Source organism: Rhodopseudomonas rhenobacensis (genome assembly GCF_014203125.1).
Classification (GTDB): Bacteria; Pseudomonadota; Alphaproteobacteria; order Rhizobiales; family Xanthobacteraceae; genus Rhodopseudomonas_A; species Rhodopseudomonas_A rhenobacensis.
Genome location: NZ_JACHIH010000002.1, coordinates 339,058 through 361,210 on the forward strand (window position 1 = coordinate 339,058; position 22,153 = coordinate 361,210).

10 protein-coding genes and 1 pseudogene are annotated in these 22,153 nt (G+C 61.5%); 3 read left to right on the forward strand and 8 right to left on the reverse strand.

Annotated features, from left to right (window positions below; all coding sequences use genetic code 11):
• Positions 1-167 precede the first annotated feature (167 nt).
• The 4 genes and pseudogenes from HNR60_RS03455 to HNR60_RS03470 all read right to left on the reverse strand — a co-directional run.
• A pseudogene (locus HNR60_RS03455) lies at positions 168-793 on the reverse strand (IS630 family transposase); the annotation flags it as partial.
• 246 nt (positions 794-1,039) lie between these two features.
• Positions 1,040-3,175: an SNF2-related protein gene (locus HNR60_RS03460; RefSeq protein WP_184254286.1), complete on the reverse strand. Its 2,136-nt coding sequence runs from the start codon at positions 3,173-3,175 to the stop codon at positions 1,040-1,042.
• On the reverse strand, positions 3,175-5,139 hold the full coding sequence (locus HNR60_RS03465) for a tyrosyl-DNA phosphodiesterase 1 (protein WP_184254289.1): 1,965 nt from the start codon (positions 5,137-5,139) through the stop codon (positions 3,175-3,177). Before HNR60_RS03465 ends, HNR60_RS03460 begins: the two co-directional genes overlap by 1 nt.
• A gap of 9 nt (positions 5,140-5,148) precedes the next feature.
• Positions 5,149-6,552 (reverse strand): hypothetical protein, encoded by a 1,404-nt coding sequence (locus tag HNR60_RS03470; protein WP_184254291.1) that lies wholly within the window; start codon positions 6,550-6,552, stop codon positions 5,149-5,151.
• A 189-nt stretch (positions 6,553-6,741) separates the two neighbouring features.
• Between HNR60_RS03470 and HNR60_RS03475 the strand changes: the two genes are divergently transcribed.
• The gene (locus HNR60_RS03475) at positions 6,742-6,936 is read left to right on the forward strand and encodes a hypothetical protein (protein ID WP_184254293.1); all 195 of its coding nucleotides are present in this window, start codon (positions 6,742-6,744) and stop codon (positions 6,934-6,936) included.
• A 32-nt stretch (positions 6,937-6,968) separates the two neighbouring features.
• Here HNR60_RS03475 and HNR60_RS03480 read toward each other — a convergent pair whose 3' ends face one another.
• Positions 6,969-10,310: a UvrD-helicase domain-containing protein gene (locus tag HNR60_RS03480; protein ID WP_184254295.1), complete on the reverse strand. Its 3,342-nt coding sequence runs from the start codon at positions 10,308-10,310 to the stop codon at positions 6,969-6,971.
• On the reverse strand, positions 10,307-12,919 hold the full coding sequence (locus HNR60_RS03485; protein WP_347339299.1) for a PD-(D/E)XK nuclease family protein: 2,613 nt from the start codon (positions 12,917-12,919) through the stop codon (positions 10,307-10,309). Before HNR60_RS03485 ends, HNR60_RS03480 begins: the two co-directional genes overlap by 4 nt.
• A 314-nt stretch (positions 12,920-13,233) precedes the next feature.
• Here HNR60_RS03485 and HNR60_RS03490 point away from each other — a divergent pair, with 314 nt between their 5' ends.
• Both HNR60_RS03490 and HNR60_RS03495 read left to right on the forward strand, forming a co-directional pair.
• Entirely contained in the window at positions 13,234-14,325 is a 1,092-nt protein-coding gene (locus HNR60_RS03490) for a hypothetical protein (protein WP_184254299.1), read from the forward strand.
• Positions 14,318-17,197, forward strand: a complete 2,880-nt coding sequence (locus HNR60_RS03495; RefSeq protein ID WP_184254301.1) for a helicase-related protein — start codon at positions 14,318-14,320, stop codon at positions 17,195-17,197. Before HNR60_RS03490 ends, HNR60_RS03495 begins: the two co-directional genes overlap by 8 nt.
• Before the next feature lie 488 nt (positions 17,198-17,685).
• Here HNR60_RS03495 and HNR60_RS03500 read toward each other — a convergent pair whose 3' ends face one another.
• Both HNR60_RS03500 and HNR60_RS03505 read right to left on the reverse strand, forming a co-directional pair.
• The gene (locus HNR60_RS03500; RefSeq protein ID WP_184254303.1) at positions 17,686-18,636 is read right to left on the reverse strand and encodes a DUF5655 domain-containing protein; all 951 of its coding nucleotides are present in this window, start codon (positions 18,634-18,636) and stop codon (positions 17,686-17,688) included.
• Between the two features lie 88 nt (positions 18,637-18,724).
• Positions 18,725-22,150, reverse strand: coding sequence for a DEAD/DEAH box helicase family protein (locus HNR60_RS03505; RefSeq protein ID WP_184254305.1), 3,426 nt, complete (start codon positions 22,148-22,150; stop codon positions 18,725-18,727).
• Positions 22,151-22,153: the final 3 nt, after the last annotated feature.

The following is a 22,153-nucleotide window of genomic DNA, read 5'->3' on the forward strand; positions in this document are numbered from 1 at the left end:
GCAAATTGTCGGCGTCAATGCACCCCCCTCACTGTATGCCTCTGCAGCAAGTCCAGGTCGTTACCTAGCGCCGTCACAAAGCGCCCTTTCTATCAATCACCAAACTGCGATGAGCCAAATGGTGTAAGTTGGCACTTGTTTGAAGTGCGATAGCTAGAGCATTTCACGGTTTTGATGGAACCATATCCTGCGTTGGCAACGTATTTGCTGCATTCGCTGAGTGAAGGTGCCGACGAGGTGACCGATGTGGCGCCAGGTTTCATCGACGGTGCGTTTCTGGGCGACACGCATCCAGTGCTTGATCTTGGCGGAAACCTGCTCGATCGGATTGAGATCCGGCGAATACGGGGCAGTACCACAGCCTGGCGCCGGCGTTTCGGATCAGCCGGCGCACGGCCGCCAATTTATTGCTGCCCAGATTTTCCATGACGACGATGTCGCCTGGCTTCAGCACCGGCACGAGCTGCTGCTCGACATAGGCACGGAAGCTGTCGCCGTTGATTGGCTATCGAACACGCAAGGCGCGGTGAGTTGGTCGCAACGCAGTGCGCCAAGGAAGGTCAGCGTGCGCCAGTGGCCATGCGGTGCGAAGCCGCGCAGCCGCTCGCCCTTGAGGCCCCAGCCGCGCAACGGGGCCATGTTGGTCTTGATCCAGGTCTCGTCGATGACACCAGGCGCTTTGGATCGAGGCGGGCCTGTAAGGCGTGCCAACGGCGTCGTCACCGCGCCACGTCAGCGCGGCCTTGCTCAAGCGGGAACAGAGTTTTTTGAACCGCAGCCCCTCGCGCCGCAGGATCGGCGAACGATCAATCCATGCCGTGATCGATCGCTGAAATCATGAATCTTAGAGTTACCCCTGGGGTAACCTAGGCGGGGACGGCAAAACACGACGACACTCGGCATCCGATGACCGAGGATGAGATGGTCCATTATCATGCTGGTTCTGTCAGCATCACGGCTTTGATCGCCAAGCTTGAACCAGTGGTGAGGACCTACGCCCGCCGTCAGACGCGAGAGCCACGGGAGGTTGAGGTAGGCCTTAAACCAAGCGTTGCATTCTGGCGTCCTCTGAAAACTCTCGCGCCCGAAGTATCTTCGCACTGGTGGCCAGACGCTTCTTAGCGAGCTGGATGACTTCATTGCGCCAGCGCTCGTCGGATTCGGCAACTTGGTCGATGTCGAAATCTTGAACGCCTCCAAGGAGCAGGGAAAAGCTGTCGATACGCTTCTTCATGATCTGCACCACCCGGTGGTCCCGTGTCCCCCGGAATGCCGGGTAGGCATATTTGATGCTTTTCCCGGTCACCGCAGCCCAACTGTTGACGCGGCGGACCCGTCCGTTTCGTTGTACCGTCCTGATCGGGCTGGGATCCAGTTCATAGTGAACGAGATGCCTGCAGTAGCGATGCAGATCGATGCCCTCCGAAAGTTTGTCGGTCACCACAAGAACGTCTGGACCAAAGGGACTGTTGAAGACGGAGATGGCCGTGTCCGGCTGCCGATTATGGACGAAAAGATGAGCTTCCCTTTGATCTTCACTCGGGTCGCATACGGCCAGAACGCGCGATGCCCCGTTTGCGCCCGGCAACAGATCCAGGCGTTCGGTCGACCTCTTCAAAACCTCGCGGCTCGAACTCGAGACTTTCATCGCGTCGTAGAGCCGTCGGGCTGCGTCGCTGATGAGCTCCGCTTTGCGGCACCCCCGGGCCGGCGTCGTGTTGATGGCCTCGGCAAGATTCGACAATCCACTCGGGTCGGCGCCGAACCAGCTCCACGTTTGCGTCCTGATAAGGTCGCCGCACAGCCACCGCACGAACGGCCTGCGCAGATTCTGCTCATCGTTGTCGTCGTGGGCCCAACCCAGCGCCTCGTTCCAGGCGATCTCCCAAAGCCTGGGCCCAGGCGAAGGAAGCTTTTTCAGCGTCGGTAGGTTCTTGTCCAGGCAGGCGGTGAGCTCCTGGGCGGTGGCATGGTGGTGACAGAACAGCAGAACCTTTTCGCCCAAGGCGATGGCATTCTTGACTTCCTCGGTGACGGCGGCGATCTTCGAATGGATCCCGACTTCTTTCCGCAGCTGTTCAACCGCGGCGAGATGGTTGCTGACAACCGACTTCGCCGGCTCGGCAAGGAGCGGCACCGATTCCAGGTGAAGCTCTCGGCTCACATCGTCGAAATGGCGCCATCCAACATGGAATCGAGGATCGTTTCTTGCTCCTCCGGTAATGGCGCCCTCTTGCGACGCGACTCGGAGCGCCCGGTCCATCCTCAGGATCAGTTCCTCCTCGGATGGCTTGGCCGGCGGGACAGGGATCGACCAATCGTCGCGGTCGCCGAACCAGTGTTGTTCGGCCGGCAGATCGTCAACGCTGTGGCGAATGACGAATTTCGCCATCGCTTCCACGGCGGCCTTCGCCTTCGCGGCCAGGCACTCGGCAACGATCTCGGGACTTCGGCTTGTATTGCCGGAATAGAGATCCTCGAGCGCGTGGCTGAACGCACGAACGAAAGGCACCGCCTCATCGGCGCCGATCAGTTCAAGCATGCGTTGCAGTTCCTCGATGCGGATGCTGAAAGGTGTGGCGGTCAGGATCAGGACGCGTTTTGCATATTTCCGTTGTCGCCTCAGGGCCTTGCTGAAACTTGTCTGCTCGCCTTTGGCCCGATGCGCCTCGTCGACGATCAACAGGTCGCAGGCCAGCGGCGATTCCGATGATGCATAGGAGTGCTTCACCACCTGGATCGAGCCGGACGAGAGGCGCACCACCCGGCGAGCCTTCACATGGTTCTTCCGAACATCAAGATGAGGAGCGCAGGACCCCAGCGGGGCAATGTGGTCAAGAAGCTCGGCTTCCCACCGTCTCACCATGACGTCGTTAGGCGCCAGGATTCGGACCGACCGTCCGCCTCCAGACGACGCAACCACCCAGGCAACCAGAGCCGCTACGGACGTCTTGCCAAGCCCGACGTCGTCTGCAAGCAGTAGCCCCCGCCTCGGCTCTTCGCCCAGGCTTCCGTTCAGTCGCACAAGGATGTCGGCAGCCGTGACGAACTGACGTCGTGTGCTCTCCAAGGCCAGCTTTCTTCCGGCCGTGGCGCTAGCCTGCGCATAGCCGTCCGGGTTGGACAGGAATTGCCACTGGCGCGCATGAAGGTTGAGCGGTTCGATCGGAAGCATCACTCCTCCGGAAAGTGTTGGAGCCGGATTTGCATCTCTTCCGCAGCGAGGCCCGCCCCCAGTGCGCAAGTCTTACCGGACGTGCCGTCCCGTTCCGCCTGGCGAAGCAACGCATTGACCAGAAGTTCGCCGTCGCGGCGGAGATGAACCCGGCGGAAGTCCTCTTCTTGCCGTTTTGACAATTCCCTCACGGCGCCCGACCAACTGTCGACGACGGCCAGGTGCCGGCGGGCGATGACGAAGGCAGGAACGGCATAGCTATCCGAAGGGCCGGCACCGGTCGCCTCGATATCGTCCTCGTCTATCGGCAACTGGTCAACGATGTCGCCGCCGAGGGGATCAAGATCCTGATCATCCGGGGCTATGCCCCCGCCGTACTCCTCGAACAGCAGTTGGTCGCGGAGGCTTTGCATCAACGCCTCGTCAACCTCGGGCAGCAGCGTGATTTCCCGCTCGGCGAGCTGGCGTTCATCAAATATCGGAATACGCAGGCGTTCGTCATTGCACGCCAACCCAATGACGAACGGAGACAGCCACTCGGCCGCATAGGGAATATTCGCACGGTAGAGATCGTTGGTCGTGTCAAGGCGAGCCCAGCCGGCAAACCGGGTCGTCTCGGTCCCGGTGCAAAGCTCGCCCGAAAGTTCAGAAGGTGCCCGGCAGCGGCACTCCACCTTGATCTGTCGCCCGTCCCAAGCCGCCTGAGCCCAGGTGATAGTCGGCGTACTGCGAGTGGCCAGGTTCGCGACGGTTGCGATGTCGTTCGCATCGCCGAACCGCTCGAGGTGTTCGAATGGCCATTCCGCCTGCTCGATACAAACTCCAAGTTCGAAGTTTTCGATCGTCAGTGCACCGTGATCACTTTTGCCCCATGCAGCCATGCTGAAATTCGCGGACGTGACCAGCAGGCGACGAGAATTGCCACGCCGGAAATGGTAGAGCTTGGCGTGGCTCCAGCGGTCATCCTCTTTGCGATGACGCTCATGGAAGGCATCGGAGCGGTGCTGCGCCGCCGGGTCGCGGCGCAGCCGGATGAGGGAGGCTCCCGATTTCAGAAGAGCGCTGAGTGATGCCGCCGGCAGCAGCCAGTGCCGTTGCCAAGGATGGTCCTTCCCGATGCAAACGAGTCGAAGCTTCTTTGGCATGCCTCCGAAACTGCTGCACCATTGATCAAGCGCATCCGAATTCCATGATCCGACATAGGGCGCCATGATGGAGACGCTGGTCGGGCCGTTGCCCGCCGGCGTAATCTTTGCAAGTCCTGCGGCTCCCCAAGGGGTATGCCGGAGATCGGCGCGCGAATGCGATCCAGGAACGCTCGCTACAAAGCTGACGCCTTCGGGACAATCGCTACGGCCGAGCAGCTCGACGAAATGATCGAGGCTGTGCGGATCCCCCGCAGATGAGGCCAACTCAACAACGAAGTCGGTCAGGATACCCCACCCTGCGCGTCTTGCTCCCGAGGACTGGGCCCTGAGCTCGATCAGGGTGCGCCACGCCGCCTGGAGCTGTCCCCTAAGCGCGGCGAGCGTCAGGTTCGCGGAGGACACCACGATTTCCAGATATTCGGTTCCCGTCGGACTGCGCCAGTGCAGGAGCCATAGCTTCGCGTGTTGAACGGCCCTTCCCCGACTGCCTACGGTCAGGTGACGGATCGACCGCCAGATCCACTGGTATGCGCTGTCGACCACCTCCTCATCGGCCGGTTCGTCGCGCGTGTTCGAAGAAATCACGACGATGCGGTCATGCATCTGCCGCAGCCGACAATCAAGTTCGATCAGAAAGTAATGCCGCTCGGCCCCCTCACCCCCCGGCTCATGGCCCAGTTTCAGGAACAGCGGCAGCGCGTGCTCTACCAGCAAGCGCTCATCCGCCCGGTCGTAGGTGGTGAACAAAGCGCGCAGAAGAGTGCACTCGGGCGGAGCGTCGGTCCTCAGAAGTGATTCCCAGCCAATGGCGTCCATGTCAGTTCCTCACAGCCCGTTCTCTTCAGCTTCATCCGGTTCGTCGAGAAGACCTGCGGGCATCTCGTCGATTACGCCGCATTGCGTCGCCAACCGACATAGCGACCAAAGACGGAAGCGGTAGCTGGAGGCGGCCGCCGAAGGCCCTGTGCGCGGCTCGACAAGCTCGCCGCGCAGCACGAACCACCTCAGGCCGCCGCCGTAGATCTCATGGTGCTGGAGCAGAGCCGTGAAACACGCGATCGGGTCGGCGCTCGAAATCGCGTTCGCAAATCTGTGCGCCGAGCCGATGTGCCTAAGCGAAAGGGTTTCGTCCGTCGGCCAATCGCGTGCCGCCGCGTAGAGTTCTTCGCAAACTCGCTTTGCCGATGGCGTCGAAGCCGCCTCCGCAAGCGGCACCCGGCTCTTGCCGCCGAGCGACTTCGAAATCAAATCCATCGCGGCGATTCCGGCATCGGCCAGCCGCGAAAAGCGAGGCAGCAATGCGATGGCCGGTTCTTGTTCTGCTAACACCTTCCCGAGATATTCGCAGATGCCGGTGTGATCCTTTGCTGTGCAGTCGGAGATCTCTTTTGCAACCTCTCGGCGCCGCTTCCCGGTATTCCCTCCGAAGATGATGGGTTCGAGGAGGTCCGCCTCCGGTAGCACATCCAATTCGGTCCGGGGTCGCGGAAGTGTTTCTTCGATCCGGCTTCCGCCGCGATCGAAATTGGCCCAGTGCTGCAACCACCATCGGCATTCCTCGCCGCGACCAAGTTTAGCACTCTGGGTCGAAATGCCCTCCCTCTTTCCATTCCCGGCGTGGAGATGCCAGTTCGGCCGCGCCGACCCGAGTTTGGAATCTAGCCACTTCGCCAGCGCACGCGCGGCCGGACCCGGGGTCCAGCCATCGCCGCCTATCGTCATCTCCGGCCATCTGCGGAATGCGACCCGATAGGCGCCGTAGGTCCCAGTTTGACGGTATGCTCGAAACTGATCTTCGGACATGCCGAAACGAGCGGCATACTCCCCTCCCTCCGAGTAATCGTCGTACCATGGCTGAACTCGCCGGCGACCCGGTAACGGGCGCTCCTTCCAATCAGCTTCGGCCAGTGCGATCGTTCGCGCGGTCCACATGAGTTCGAGCGGGCGCAGCCAGGCGTACCGCGCGTTCTGCTCCGGCCGCGTGGATACCGATCTACTGCCGCTCGCGTGGGCTATCTGCTGGGATCTGACAAGACACCACGCCATGATCGTGACCCATCGCCCGTCGCGCACGCGATTGGTCAGCCCCGGCGCAACGAGTTCAGCGAAGACGTTGGTGAGTGCAAGAAGGCCCAGCGCGTCGCCCCTCCTTACAACGATCGGATCCCACGGCTCGGTGAACAGCAGCCTTGGCTCGAGGAGCGAATGTTCGGTGTGGTCAAGCGCCATCGACGACCTGCCCCGTGGTCATTTCATTCATCGTGCTATGGCGATCCTTCCTTTTTGCCAAATTCATACGGCCCCCCTAGAGATCAGCGATTCCAATGCCTCATTGGTAGCGAGCCATCCTGAGTACAATGTGTTGTTTGGGTCGATCTTGTTCGTGAACGCAAGATCGTCGAAGAAATCGATCATCAAATGAACCGTCTTGGCTTCAGGATTGGCGAGCCCCCCGAAGTAATGGAAGGTGCTATTCCAGAAATGCCCCACACAACTCGCGCATCTGAAGGGCACAAGGAACTCCACATGATCGGCAGTATCGGAAACTCCGCCGCAGCGGGCGCAGGCTCGTTTTTGAATTTCTTGCTTGCCATTTCCGACATTTTGTTTTGAAGCATCTGTGTCAAATGATTGAGTGCCTCTGATCAAACGACATCGATGACCTTCCCCGTCGTCATGAATACCAGCAGCGCGCGCCGTGCGCCGGTCTGCTTGCGGTAGTCGCCGATCTGCTGTCGGTAGTGATTGATCGCCGATGGGGCGGGGGTGACGTCGCTCTTCCAGTCGACGACGGCGTCGATGGCGCCGGTGTCATCGAACGCGACGGCGTCAACCTGGCCCGAGAGCAAGACCTCCTCGCCATCGTGCGTCTCGCTGCCGAACACCGGCAGTTCGGGGACAAGACGTGGGCGCAGCGCCGCGACGTCCGGAAGTGCCAGCGTCCGCAGCACCGTGCTAGCCAGTTCGGCGGCGCATAGACCCGTCTTCGGGTCGGGCGCGGGCGCTTGGCCCATCTGTCGGATCAGGTCGGCCGCCCGCGCTTGGAGTTCCGCTTTCGTATCGCCAGATTCGCCGGTCAGCACCTCCTCCATCAGCTTGTGGAGGATGCTGCCGCGCGTCGAACTGCCGAGGACGGCGGCCGGCGCGATCTCCGTCGCCTCCGGAATATCGGCGCTCTCGATCTTCGTTTCTCCCTCACCGACCTGATCGAACTCGCTGCGGCTCGGGCGGCGCCAGGTCACGACCTTGCGGCTGTCGAAGATTGCAGCGGCTTCGGCGGCGAAGATCGCTCTAGTCTGGGCGTTTTCCTTCGACGAAACCGTCCGCTCCTTCGCGGCGCCGATGTCCTCGGGCTTGATCGGCGGCAGACCGGCTACGCCGAGCTCGACCAGCTTCGCCCAGCACTTGTCCGACAGATCGGCGGAATGTCTCGGCAGGATGAGCAGGTCGCGCGCGCGGGTGGCCGCGACATACCAAAGCCGCACGCGTTCGCGACGGCTTTCCTCCTCGGCGCGGTTAGCGATGTCGGCATAGCCCGCTGGGTCGTTGCCGAGGATCGGGATCGAGAACAGATTTTGCGAGCGGTCCTGCACCAGGCCGGATTCGGATTTGGGCGTGCCGGTCATGTTGATCGGAATGACCACCGGCCACTCGAGCCCCTTGGCGGCATGCACCGTGATCAGCGAGGCCGCCTCCTGTTCGGCGTCGGGGCGGCCTTCGACCTGGCGGACGGCATCCTCCCAATTGGCGCGCATGTCGCCAGCGAAAGCCCGCAGACCGCGGACGTCGTAGGCCCGCGCCATCTCCAAGAAGAGATCGACGTTGGCGACCGCCCGCTCGGCGCCGGCCTTGAAGCGCTGCCGGATCTGCGGCCGAACATGAAGCGCCGCGATCGCATCGGCGAGCAGCGTGTAGGGCGTCGTGGTCCGTGCCTGCCGGTACAGCGACGATAATGTCGTCAGTACATTCTTGGCGAGCGCATGGCCGACGTGCCCCGGATCGGTCCGCAGCGTCAGCATCGGCAGCCCCTGCCGTTCTGGATCGATCGGCAGCGCTTCCGAAATGTCGAGCAGCTCGGTCTCGGTCAGGCCGACCAGCGGCCCGCGCAGAAGTGCCCCGAACGCGAGCGTGTCGCGCGGGTCGGCGAGCGCGCGGGTCAACGCGATCAGGTCCTGGATCTCCTGGCGGCGGAAGAAGCCCTTGCCGGCCTGGGTCGAGACCGGGATCGCCAATTCTTCCAGCGCCTCCTCGAACCGCCAGAGCTCGGTACCGACAGGTGCCAGCAGCGCAATGTCGCCGAACCGGCACGGCCTCATGTCGCCTGATTGATGGTCGCGAACCAACAGGTTGCCGACCAGCCTGTTGCAGAGATCGGCAACGGCGGCGGCCTCGGCGTCGCGGATCTCGGCGGCCTTCGGCTTTTCGCCGGCGACGACCACATCCAGCGCGCAGACGCCGGGCTCGGAGCCGATCGCGGGGTGGATCGGCGACAACTCGGAAAAGCCAGGCTGGCCATCGGCCGACAGCACCGGCTCGAACCGCTTGTTGACGAACGCGAGGATCGGCTCGACCGAGCGGAAGTTGGCGGTGATCTTGATTTGCGAGCCCGCGTCGATCGCCGTCCGCGCGGCGATGTAGGCATTCACGTCGGCGCCGCGGAAGCGGTAGATGGCCTGCTTGGGGTCGCCCACCATGAACAGGCTGCCGGCGCGCAGCGGGCGAGCCAACGCATTGCCGGCGCCGTCCTTGCAATCCTCGCCGCAGATCAGCCACAGGATCTCGATCTGTAGCGGGTCGGTGTCCTGGAATTCGTCGACCATGACGTGACGGAAGCGCTGCGCCAGCGCCTTCCGGACCACCTTGTGGTCCCGAAGCAGGTTGCGCGCGGTGTAGAGCAGATCGTCGAAATCCAACAGCGCGGCGTCCCGCTTGTAGTCGCGCCAATCGTCGCGCAGGCTCTGCATCTCGGTACGCAGGCGCGATAGCAGTTCGCCGGCGACGGCGCCCAGCAGGGTCTCCAGGGCGGCGTGGCAGGCCTTGTAGCGTGGGACGATTGCATCGAACGCGGCTTTGCCGGCGGTCTTGGTCAGGCCCGCCTTGGCGGCCGCCTCCTGCCATTTGCCGCTGGTCTGCAGCGCACGGGCGCTGCCGGACTGCGTGAAACAGCTCTCGTCGCGCTCGAAGTTCAGCGCCGCGATCAGGGCGGCGTTGGTCGGCGCCGCGTCGGTCAGCTTGTGGCCAACGAGCAGCTCAGCCAAGGCGCCCAACGCCCGGCAGGCCGCCGAGGTCTTCTCTTCCTGATAACCGACACCGTCGAGGTCGGCCTCGAACTGCTTCGCCGCCGCGACCAAACCAGTCATGTGCCGCTGCGACCAAGCCACCTGCGCACAGTCGGCGTCGCGATTTCGGCGCAAGAACTGGGCGACATCCTCGACGAGCTTCAGGCCGGCCCCTTCGCTGGCGAGGACAAGCTGGGCGATCAAGCCGTCGCCGCCGTCTCCGGAAAGCCGTTCTTTGAGCCAGGCGTCGTAGCGCTCCTTGAACGCCAGATCGGCCTCGGTGGGGTCGACGATGTTTGCACCGGGATCGATCCCGGCCTCCGCCGGATAAGGTTTGATCAGACCCTGCGCGAAGCCGTGGATGGTGCTGCAGGTCAACTGATCGAACGCCTCGCAGGCCCGATAGAGATTGGCCTTCTGCGCCTCGGTGACGCCATCCGGAAACGCCTGCCTCAGATCGCGAGGCACTTCGCCCCTGGAAAGCGCCGTCGTGAACCGCTCGATCCGGAGCCGAAGCTCGCTGGCGGCGAATTCCGTGAAGGTGATCGCGGCGATGTGCTTCGGTTCGACGCCACTGGCGAACAGCACCGCGACGCGTCCCGCCATCACCGACGTCTTGCCGGATCCGGCGCCGGCCTCGACCAGCAGCGTGCGGTCGACGGCGGCCAGCGCGGTCAGCCGCGCAGCGAGATCTGGGACCACGATCATAGCTCCTCCCAAACCGTTGCGGCCGGGCCGAGCTTGATCTTCGCCAGCGGCAGTTTCCGCGGCAGATATCCGGCGTTGGCCGGCAGCGCGAACGCATGATCGTTACGGTCGCCGGCGGCGTCCTCGCCCGGGGGCGCGATGCCGCCGAGCAAAGCGTCGCGGGACGCCGCCGCCGCCGTCGACACCTTCGCCAACGCGCCATCGAGGTCCGCCAGCGGAAACACCGCCTGCTCGCCCTCGCCGGCCTTCGGATAAAGCAGCGAGGCCTCGATCGCGACGTCGACGCCCAGCAAGGTCTTGACGGCGAAGGCGTAGAGACAGCGCTGCAATTCGGTGCCACCCTTGATGATCACCTCGTCCATCTTCTTGCCGAGCTTGCCGGTCTTGTAGTCGACGACGCGGGCCCGCAACCGGTCGCCGGCGAGATCGAGCCGATCGATCTGTCCCTTGATCAGAAGCCCGGTGCCGGGGATCTCTACGGCGGCGTCTGCCTTCCACGGCAGGTCACGACCGCCTTCGTCCGGATCGGTTTCGCCGAAGGGAATCTCGCACCAGGTTCGCTGCCCAGGATATTCGCCGATGTCGTAGGCCAGCGCTGCCGCCGCCAACGCATGGCCGCGGGCCGTGGTGCTGCGCCAGATCACGTCCGGCGGCACCGGCTTGGCATCCTCCCAATCCGCGATGGTCCGGTCGCGCGCAGCGGCAAGCGCCGCCTCAATCCGCGCCTGGTCGGCGCCGGCCATGCCGCCGCCGGCCTCGAGTAGCTCGACAGTTTCCCGCAGTAAGCCATGGACGAGATTGCCGAAGACGTTCGGATCGAGCGTCAGCGGCTCGTCGGCATCCTCCGGCGCCTTCCATCCCAGCGCATAGCGCCACACAAAGCGGATCGGGTCGCGCAGCAGCATCTTCAACGACGTCGCCGACAGCGGTTGCTCGAACAGCTTCGTCAGCCGCGCATGCGCCGGCGCAATCAGACCGTCGTGTGGCGTGATCTCGTTGCGGTGCCAGTCCCGCCAGCACGACAGTCCGGAAAGCGCGATCGGCAGCTTCGAGAACTCCGAAGGACGGGCCAGAAGCCTGTCGGATTCGCTCGACGCATGCTCCGGTGTGCCGGCACGATCGAGATAGGTCTCCGCAAGCTCGGCGATCAGCGGCGAGCGGCCGAGCATGCGGCCCTCGGCGTCGCGCCGGCTGAACGAAATCGAAACGCTCTGCGACGTCGTCACGATGGTCCGGAAGTCCCGTTTGTCGCCGTCCGCCACCGGCAGCGGATCGAGCTTTTCGATCGAAAGCACATGATCCGGAATGAGCCGATCTTCCGAGATCCGCCGCGGCCAACGGCCGGCGTTCAACCCCAGCAGCCAGACGTGGGGGCGCGGCGACGACGCCAGCGCGATCGCAGACGTCCAGATCGCGCTGGCCGCCGGCTCGATGCCGTCGTCAATACGCAACGTCGCCAGCGTCACGGGCAGCGCCTGGGCGGGTCCCTCCCGCAGCGCCCGGCGCCACAGCGAGCGCTGCAATCCGCTTAACATCGTCTCGCCCGCCTCCGCCGCCGCATCGGCGCCTCGGTCCAGCAGTCGGATCACCGCCATCACCTCGGCGGTCCTGTTCTTGCCGTCCGGCCAGGCGGCGTCATCCGCCTGCGTCAGCCCCCGCTCCCAACGCTCGACCGAGGTCAGCGGGGCATCGGCGGGCAGACCCGCCGGCAGGTCGCGCAGCGGGCCGCCGCGCAGCAGCGCGTTCAGCCGGCGCACGCGCTCCTGCGACAGCCCCTTCACCAGCAGCTCGGCCAACGCGCTGGCCGCCTGTCCTTCGGCGGTCGTCAGCGCCTTGATGCCGCCGACGAAATGGATCGGAAAATTGCTGTCCCGCGCCGCCGAGAACACGTGGTCGTCGTAGTCGCCCGGGCTCGACGACGCGATGGCGATGTCCGGCGCTGGCGTCCCCTTCGCCAGCAGCGCCCTCATCCAGCGAAACGCCTCGGCGACCTCATGAAGCTGGTTGGCGCAGGAGAACGTCGCCGGCAGCGGCTGGGCGGGCGGCGCCGTCACAACATCGACCTTCGAGCCCTTCAGCCACTCCGGAACGTGCCTGGGCCCGGCTACCCAGGTGACCTGGATCGCGCCGGCAAGCGCAAGCAACAGCGGCCGCCAGCACGGCGACATCTCGCTGTGGCCATGGATTTCCAGGGGACCGATCACGGCCTGCGAGTGTTTTATCCGCTGCAGCGCCAGCGCTACCAGGTCGCCGGCCCGCTTCATCGACGCCGGCAGACGCTCGACGACGGCCTGCTCGAGCGCCGCCAAGGCGTCGGTTCGGGGATGCCCCACCGCCGATAGATCAACGCCGGCGCGCCAAGCTTTGTCGAAGGTCGCCGTCACCGCCGCCGGCATCCCCGGCAGATCCTTGATCGGATCGAGCTCTCCCATCTCGACGTCGGGCAGCGCAGCGCGGATGGTTTCAGTCAAAACGTCGAGGTCGACCGGTTGCAGGAGACCGCCGGCGAGCCTCGCGGCAAGCTGGCCCATCGTCATTACCTGAACACCAGCCTCGTTGCGACGGGCGGCCTCCACCCGGCTCATATGGCCGGCAAGGATCGTATGCACGACTATCGTTCTGCGTGATTGCAGCATCTGCCGACGAAAGCCCCCGCCCTTTGTTCACTTCGGTCGTCTAACGTCCCGCCAGCCCCGCGCGCAAATCACCGAAATCCGCGAGCAACGTCTCACGAACGGAATCGCGTAGCAACCTCGGCCGCGTGATAAGGGGTCAGGTTCACGATATTCAAGAGCCCGGCGCGGATCCTTCGCAAGTCTGCACTACGATCTATTGCAAGCTGGACCTTCTGAGCAATTCGTTGTCAAATACCGTCTAAGGTCGCTTGAGAAAGGACCGTCTGACTCGTCGGGACAGCTTAGCGGTGAAGGTCGATTCGTGGAGCGAGGAGGATTTCTCTTCAACACCTAGAAGCCCCAAGATTATTGGCGACTTCTGGGAGCCTCACGTTATTGACGAGCCCGCTCTCCGGAAGTCGGAGATTCTGCCATCGAGCTTAAGCCCTCTGCCTCTTGAAAATGAATTTTCAGATATCGTACCGCCGGCGGCGAACGTTATTCCACAACCTACACCCTCGGCCGATTCCTTCATTTGCCATGTTAACTCTCCAAGCCAGCCCGATTTTTGGGATCCAATACCCGGATTTGAGCAAAGGAAAACGGCCAAGTTCAGTGGCAACGACTGGTCCGACGAAATACAATTTCATCCCTATGATCCCGCGGCGCAAGAGACGCCGTTCGTTGAGAAGACTTACATCTCTCCCCGAGAGACGCTAGCAAGAAAATGCGCGGGGGCGATCTTGAAGTTGGCTCACGTGAGCGACAGACGACGAACTCCGCTTCTTGGAAGGTTCGTCGAGTTGTTTATTGACTATCCTCATCCTTCGAGCTTTCGCGCTATCGCAAGCTTGGCCCGCGAGGAAGCATCACCAGAGGATATTCTGGCGGCGTATGAATTTCGATGTGCTTGGACAGAAAATCCGCGCTATTCGTTGATCAGAGGAAGGAAGGGCTTCTTCTTCATTCCCGAGAGTCAAAGTACCCTTACCTGGAAACTTGCCTATTCTCTTGTGGTCAAAGCTCGGGGAACACCGCCCGAAAACCTCATTGACCCTTCCTGGGTGGATGAATGGATGGATCTTCCGGCTGGAGACCAGCTCAGTTTCCAGTTCCTAAGCTACGCCGTGGCGCGCATCGACGCCTTCCACGAAGGCGCTCTCGAACAGCCTATCATCGATCGACGCTACACTAGATGGATGATCAGTGAGGCACCAAACCGCCCAAGGGCATCTCGCTGGTACGAAGAGGATCTCGCGATAAAGGATGTCGCGATGATCGATGGATGTCGGATCTTCAATGACCACTCCCGAACCGCGTCTTTAACTGGCTGGTACGTGAATTCACTGGGTCACCACCAATCGTCGATGAACAAAAAGCAGGAAGATGCAGATGCCTGAACTCATACCGATCGACGGCGCGTGGGTTTGCAGAAAGGGAGACCCGGACAACATCGGAATAGTCCTACGGTCGCGTACCAGAGACGACGGGCTTAAGATCGAGGTCGATTTCGGGCCGAGAGGCATTTCGTGGCTTTCCGAGGAAGAATGGGGATGTGGCCTGAAGCCTGGCTTCGTGGTTCAGGACGTTCCGCTGTCGGGAGTACGTCGTACGCTTGGTGTCGGGACCGTGATCGAAACGCGAGAGCTGGCGACCCGGCAACAGGCTCTGGTCCAGCTTCATCAGACAGGAGAAACCATCTGGCTTCCATTCGAGCGGCTCAGGCGGATCATGAGCGCCGCCCTCCGATTCAAACGCGCAGAACCCGCAGACGACCGCGCGCCGGAACGTACGGCTCTGAATATTATCGCCCACGCGCTCAAGGGCTGGAACGACGCTACTGGAGCGCTCGACCGGCTGGATGTAGATCCTCTTCCACACCAAATTGCGCTCGTTCACCACATCCTTAAATCTGGCCAGACTAACTGGATCATCGCGGACGACGTTGGTCTCGGCAAGACGATCGAAGTTGGTCTGCTCCTCGCGGGGCTGGAAAGAAGGCAGAACGTTCGCCGGATATTGCTGGTCGTTCCCTCGGGGCTGACGCGGCAGTGGAAGGAGGAAATGCTGTTCAAATTCGACCGCAGATTCCTCATCTACGGTATCGATTTCAGAGTGTCTGACCACAGAGAATGGGGTCTTTATGAGCGGGCGATCATTTCGCTCGACCTCGCCAAGCCCCGTTCGTCCGAGGATGATGGCAGCGATCTCGAAAGCAGCTTCGGGATGCTTCTAGCCGCCGGGAATTGGGACATCGTCGTCTTCGATGAAGGCCACAGGCTGGCTCGAAACGACCGAGGACAATCGACGCTACGGTTCAAGCTCGCGCAGGCACTCCGATCAAAGACAGACTCCATGCTGCTGCTGACGGGAACTCCCCATCAGGGCGACACGGGGAAGTTCAGGAACCTCCTCGCCCTTGTGCGGCCGGATCTCAGGACCGTTATCGATCAAATTGAGGTCAATAATGACGTGGTTAGAGAGATCGTCCTGAGAAACCGCAAGATCGACACGGTCGATATCGATGGCAATTTCTTATTCAAGGGGCTTTTGGTTAAGCGCATCGAGGTCGTACACGACCCCGACTTTGCCGATATGGAGCGGGATCTCAAGACTTATCTGAGAACTGGCTATCAGGCAGGCGAAAACATCGGGGGGGCGGAGGGACGGGCTGTCGGATTCGTAATGACCATTTATCGAAAGCTTGCGTCGTCTTCCGTTGCGGCCCTCTTTATTTCCCTCAAGGGCCGGCTTGCCAGGCTTGAAGATGCCGAGGCACCCGTGGATCGGTCGCTCGTTCTTGATGATGATGACACGCCTGACGACCTGCACAGTCTGCCCGGAGCGGCCGTAGCGACGCAGTTCTTCGATGGCGAGATCGAAATGGTTCGCAGACTGCTGGAAAAGACCAGCAAATGTATGAGATCTGACAAGAAGGGCGATCAACTCCTTGAGGTCGTCAGAGGGCTCGTCGAGCAGGGCGAAAAGGTTCTGATATTCACCGAATATCGCGCAACGCAAGCTTTCATTCTGCATAAGCTTCGTTCGATTCTAAACGGCTTAGAGCCTGTCCTGATCCATGGCGGACAGACCGCTGACGAGAAGCGGAACGCAGTTCAAAAGTTCGAGGACGTGTCGCCGGTTCTGATCTCGACCGAGGCAGGCGGAGAAGGTCTAAATATGCACAGGAATTGCCATGTGCTCATCAACTACGACCTTCCTTGGAATCCGAGCCGCATCAGTCAGCGCATCGGTCGTCTCTACCGTTACGGGCAGCAGCAGAAGGTCGTGGTCTTTAATTTCCAGGCGAAAGACACTATCGACAACGAAATCATCAGCATTTTGATTGACCGCGTGGGCACCATCGTCTCGGAAATGGCGAAGGTCAGCTCTGAATTTTCGGACAACGATGCCTATGCCGCGGAAATCATGGGTGAGCTCCTCGATCGCGTCGACATATCTCAACTACTCGAAGACGCCAGAAAGGGACAAACCGACCGCACTGAAGAGCGAATCGACGCGGCGCTCAACGAGGCGCAAAAAGCGAAAGAGATGCAGGACGAGGTCTTGCAGACAATAGACGGCCTCGACCTAAAGACAACCATTGAAAACTCGTTCACGACCGAGGAAGTGGCTCGCGTGCTTAAACGGGCGCTGCCGTTCTTCGGTATCGAATTAGCGTCCGAGTCCCGCGACCAGAACTTCGTCATCCGATTGCCCGCTGACCTGAAAGGAAAGTTCCCTGAATTTGGAGGGCGCACCGTTATTCCGGTGACGACCAAACGGCGTGGATGGAGACCGCAGACCGAGACCGTATTGCTCGACTTCTCGTCTTCCTTCGTGGAATTCTTGATCAGCTCGATAACTGCGTCCGAGTTTGAAGGTTCTTATGGAGCTTTCGATGCAGTGGAGTTACCGCATTTCTTTGCTGCGTATCTCGCTCGTTATCAGAATGATCAGGGCAAAACACAGGCCGAGCGCTTGATCCTGATTGAACGCGATTCTTCTGGTGTGTTTTCGACCCCAGCAGATCTGATCAAGCAACTATTGATAGCGCCGACCAAGAACGCCATACCCGCTACCAAGACTGCCGAACAGCGTCATTTCGAACTGACCGCGGCAAGGGATCGGGCCGAAATCTTGATGGCGGATGGCCTAAACAAGTTTCAGCATCCGAACGATCTTGTTCTACTTGCTGTCGGAGAAAGAGGAGTGACAATCGAGCCACCTCAGGAGCAAGAGGTGCCGCTCGAAGAACCGGCGTCCGTGTAGGGGCCGCGTTGGTGATCCGAGAGTCGATCGTCGCCCGAAACAAGGTCGGGGTTGGAGGGCTCTTGGAAGTCCTCGCGTCAGCGGTCCCGTATTGCGTTGCCGCAAACGCCTGATACGATTCAACCGGCTGAGGAATGCGCTCGTGTCGTTGGAAGGCATAAATACGAACGCGAGTGGATCGGGCAACGCCTGGACCGCCGCCGAGGTCGCCGTCTGGGTCGGCAGCTATTTCCTGATGCTGACCGAGGAGTTAACAGGACAGCAAGGCCGAATTCCGCCAGCCAGTGATAGCCATCGCCCCCGGCAAGCCGTCGATGGGATGGAAGCTTCGAAACGTCTCCCCGGTTCTCAACGAGCTCGGCCTTCCCTGGATCAACGGCTGCAAGCCAGCCGTTCAGCCATCTAAGGAGTCCTTTCCGTATTAAGCTAATCGACCTAGAAAATAACAACGAGACGGTTCGTGTTCAGAGTCGATGTAACCGTTCGACTTAAGAGCCCTCATACGCCCTTCTCAGCAGAGGCTGCGCCTTGGCGAAGTCGTCCATGTTCTTCAGCGACAGCTCGAGGTTGCCGGTGCCGAAATGGCCAATCTTCGCGACGTCACGAGAAAACCCTTCTTCGATCTCTACCGACGCTGGATCGAGGCGAAGATAGAGGGTGACGACCCTCGCCTGCGGGTAAATTTCGGCGCAGGTGAAGTTCTTGAGCCGTTTGAAGGCGATGTAAAATTTGAGCTCTTTAACCTGAACGTCGTCACCCAATCCGATCAGATATTGCCGAACGGCTTCGAAGAGGTCACGGAGGTCAGGATCGGCGCGTGCGAGTTTGTAATCAATTCGCGAGCTAATATAGGGGTCCTCAGTCGCCTCATTGGCAATGGCAACCGCCGGTGTCGTCGGAGGGGCGACAGAGGCTGGCCCACTCGATCTTCCCTGCTTCGGTGCATGGACCAGTTCCAGCATCAAGAGGCCGGTGTCGAACCTGCGATAGCGAATCAGCTCGATGTTCCGGGCGATCTGTTTGACGGCGTGCTGGTCGTATCGGGTGAAATCTCCAGCGATGCAGATCAGCCGCGGCGCGCTCCAATCGACGTCCTTGGCAATCTCCGGTCCGAGCTTCTCCATCACCAGCCACTGGAATTCCTTGCGGTGGTCCAGCAGCCAATCGAGATAAAACAGTCCCTGATTGATGACGTTCTCATTCACGGCGCGCTTGAATTCGATGATGACCGGGCAATCATCCTCGTCGAGGCCGAGGGTGTCTATTCGGCCGCCGTGGACCGATCCCGTGTTATGCTCGGACGCAAGGAAACGGATTCCGAGTAAAGATTCGAGATTGGCTTCGAACAGCAATTGCAGCGATCGTTCGACTTGCAGCGCCTCACCCGGTAGTTCTCGAACCTGATCGTGCTCAATCTTAAAGAGTTTGACGTCGCTCATAGGGACTTCCTTGGATATTGACTCACATCGCTGATCCGTAGGTGGGGGAAGGCTACAGCGGCGGTCGCTCACAGCTTGCACGGTCGCCTCAAGCCACCGCGCTGGCGTTGATGGCCTCGATCTTGGAGAACAGCCGCGTGATGTTGTCCTCGTCGAACAGCTGTTCCGGCCCGGTCGGTGCGATGTCTTTGAACGGCAGCTCATAGAGCAGGCCCGGGTCCATCACGCCCTGATCGGTCAGATGCTCGATCACCATGTTGATGAATTCAATCTGAGCCGCTGAAGCAGTTCCGCTCGCGAGGAATTCGCCGAAGGCTTCGCTGACGGCCGCGCGGTCGAGTCCGACCAGCGAGCGGACGAAGCGGCCGAAGCCCTGGCTGGCCTCTCGCGCGCGTTCGATATCGCCGGCTTCGCCGATGCCGGCGTCCAGCAGCATCTTTTCGAGTTCGGCGAGGTCGGTGGGTGTGAGCGGCTTGCCCTGCCGCAGCTTGTGCAGCACGAGGTGGTCTTCATGCGCCTTGAGGAAATGCCGTGCCTTCGCCTTGAAGCGCGCAAAATCGGCTTCCCCGACTTGCGGCAGTGGATGTTCGATGCCGTCGCCGATCTCGTCGGCGAAATTGGAATAAACCACCGCCTTCTTCGATTTCTCGATGTGCTGCACCAAGTTGCGCAGCCGCAGCCGGACCAGCTCCAGCAGCGGGACGGTGACGCCCTCCCACCAGTGATCGGTCTGGATTTCTTCGATCAGTTCGGCCTGCCGCGCGATCGCCGGAATGCCGGTCTGGTCCTCCAGCGCGGAGGCGATCTCTAGGAGCTGTTTTTTCAAGGTGCCGAACCGCTTCGAGCCACGCAGCAGCGCGAGCTGAAGTGAGAACATCAGGAGGTCGAAGCGCTTGGCTTCCTCGGTGCCAAAGCCATGCGCGGACGGCAGCGGCGCGATTTCGTCGATCAGTTCCTGGCGCGTCTCGTCGTCTATGGTCTGCCAGGCCTCCGGCGCGCGATATTTCTCGACGGCGCGGCGGTGGGCACGGACGATGAAATTGTCGAGGTTGAGGCCGCCGACGGTGGCCTGCAGTGTCTTCAAGGCGTCGGCGCGGATCGCGTCCTCGCTCGGCGGCGCATCATCCTGGCCGGCATCATAGGGCGCTTGTTCGCCGGCCGCGAAGCCGTCGGGCTTGGCGTGTTTCTCGTTCAGTGCTCGCACCAGATCGAGCCTGGCCGCGAACAGCCGTTCGGACAGCGATTTGGCGCTGGCGGCTTCCCTCAGCTCCGGATTGGCGCCGAAGAATTCCAGGTTCTGGCAATAATCGAAGACGCGGAAGAATTCCTTGTGCTGGCCGGGCCCGAACAGATCTTCGCACAGCCGGGTGCCGCGGCCCATCATCTGCCAGAATTTTGTCTTGGAGCGGATCTGCTTGAAGAAAACCAAGTTCACCACCTCCGGCACGTCAATGCCGGTGTCGAGCATATCGACCGAGATCGCGATATGCGGCGCCTTGGTCTTCTTCGAAAAATCGTCGATCAGGGTCTGCGCATAGGCGCCGGTCTGGTGCGTGATCACGCGGGCGAATTGCCCGGTCAGATCCGGATAGGCCTTGTTGAACCGATCTTCGATGAACAGCGCATGGGCCTGGTTTTTGGCGAAGATGATGGTCTTGCCGAGCCGGTCGCCGCCCTCGACCTTGATACCGTTCTGCATCAGATGCGCGATGACCAGATCGACGGTGTCGATGTTGAACAGCCGCTTGTTGACCTCGGTGGCCTCGACGCTGTCGGGGACCTCGTCCTCGCCCCATTCCAGCATGTCCCACTGGTCTTTTTCCTCGTCGCTGAGGTCGTCGTAGCGCAGCCCAGAGCGCACGATCCGCAGCGGCACCGAGATCGCCTTCGGCGGCACGAGGAAACCATCGGCCACCGCTTCGTCGAGCGAATAGGCGTCGGTGGGCACGCCGTCTTCGAGGTCGAACAGCGAATAGGTGTTCTTGTCGATCTCGTCCTTCGGCGTCGCGGTGAGGCCAACCAGAAAGCTGTCGAAATATTCGAAGATGGCGCGGAAGCGCTGGTAGACCGAGCGGTGCGCCTCATCGATCACGATCAGGTCGAAATGGCCGGGGCCAAATTTGGCTTTGCCGTCCTGCTTGCCGTCGATCAGGTTCATCATGGTTGGGTAGGTCGACAGAAACACCCGTCCGTCGCTGCTGCGCTCGGTGACCAGATTGACCGGCGCCGCGTCCGGCAGATGCGCCTTGAAGGCGCTCACCGCCTGGTTCACCAGCGCAACGCGGTCAGCGAGGAACAGCACGCGCTTGACCCAGCCGGCGCGCATCAGAAGATCGACCAGCGCGATCACGGTCCGGGTCTTGCCGGAGCCGGTCGCCATCACCAGCAGCGCCTTGCGCTCACCGTCGGCTTCGAAGCTCTTGGCGATGGCGCGGATGGCGCGCTGCTGGTAGGGCCGCTTGTCTCCAGCAATCGCAGTGTTGATCCTGGTCTCCGCCAGCGTCTTGCGGCTGGTGCGGCGCTGGATCGCAAGCTCCAGCTCGTCGCGCTTGTAGAAGCCGCCGATCTGGCGCGGCGGGTAGCGGGTGTCGTCCCAGATCCAGTGCTCATAGCCGTTGGAGTAAAAAATCACCGGGCGCTGGCCGTAGCGCGCCTCCAGGCAATCGGCGTAAAGTTTCGCCTGCTGCTGGCCCTGGCGGGCGTCCTTGCGGGTGCGCTTGGCTTCGACCAGTCCGAGTGGTTTGCCGTCGGCGCCCCACAGCACGTAATCGACGAAGCCGATGCCCTCGTTGTTCGGCATGCCCTCGACGCGAAATTCGAGGTCGTCGGGCTGATCCAGCGCCCAGCCGGCTTCGCGAAGCAATAGGTCGATATAGCGGTCGCGGGTCTCGGCCTCGTTGTAATTGTGGGTGTCCGGCTGCGCCTCGGCGGCCTTTCGCGCGGCGCCGACCGCGCTGCGCAGCGCCTGCAATTCCGCGTCGAGGCTTTGCTTGTCGGTGAGCAGCTTAGTCAGCTCGCCGTTCTTGGCGTCGAGCTCGGCCTGTTGGGCTTTAAGCTGGACAAAGGCCTTCTTCAGCACCTCGTCGCGGCGCGACAATGCCGACGGATCGAAGGCGAGGTCATCGGCGGGCTTGGTCTGGCGCGCGTAGGTTCGGGCGAACCAGAAGCAGACGTGGAACAGCTCTTTCACCGCACCAAGCGCATCGCCGGGGCTGGTCTTCTTCTCCTCGTGCACCGCGCGGTTACGCAGCGAGTTGATGTATTTTGCCTTGGCGAACACTGCTTCGCCGGCCGCGCGGCGAAAGCTCGGCTCATGCAACAGGGCAGCGATATTGTCCTGATACGGCAGCTGCAGATCGGGATCGCTGCGAAACGCCCATTTCACCGCGACCTCGACCGCCTTGCCGGCAAAAAACGCCGCCGCGGTCGGCGAGACCCCGGCCTGACGCTCCGCCTCCACCGCCGCCTCGTGCACGGCAGGAAATTCAGCGGCGAGGAAGGCGAAGTTGGACATGCA

Coding starts and splice junctions, on each gene's coding strand:
- HNR60_RS03460 (WP_184254286.1), bottom strand. CDS start 3,175: ATGCTTCCGATCGAACCGCTCAACCTTCATGCGCGCCAGTGGCAATTC.
- HNR60_RS03465 (WP_184254289.1), bottom strand. CDS start 5,139: ATGGACGCCATTGGCTGGGAATCACTTCTGAGGACCGACGCTCCGCCC.
- HNR60_RS03470 (WP_184254291.1), bottom strand. CDS start 6,552: ATGGCGCTTGACCACACCGAACATTCGCTCCTCGAGCCAAGGCTGCTG.
- HNR60_RS03475 (WP_184254293.1), top strand. CDS start 6,742: ATGAACCGTCTTGGCTTCAGGATTGGCGAGCCCCCCGAAGTAATGGAA.
- HNR60_RS03480 (WP_184254295.1), bottom strand. CDS start 10,310: ATGATCGTGGTCCCAGATCTCGCTGCGCGGCTGACCGCGCTGGCCGCC.
- HNR60_RS03495 (WP_184254301.1), top strand. CDS start 14,318: ATGCCTGAACTCATACCGATCGACGGCGCGTGGGTTTGCAGAAAGGGA.
- HNR60_RS03500 (WP_184254303.1), bottom strand. CDS start 18,636: ATGAGCGACGTCAAACTCTTTAAGATTGAGCACGATCAGGTTCGAGAA.
- HNR60_RS03505 (WP_184254305.1), bottom strand. CDS start 22,150: ATGTCCAACTTCGCCTTCCTCGCCGCTGAATTTCCTGCCGTGCACGAG.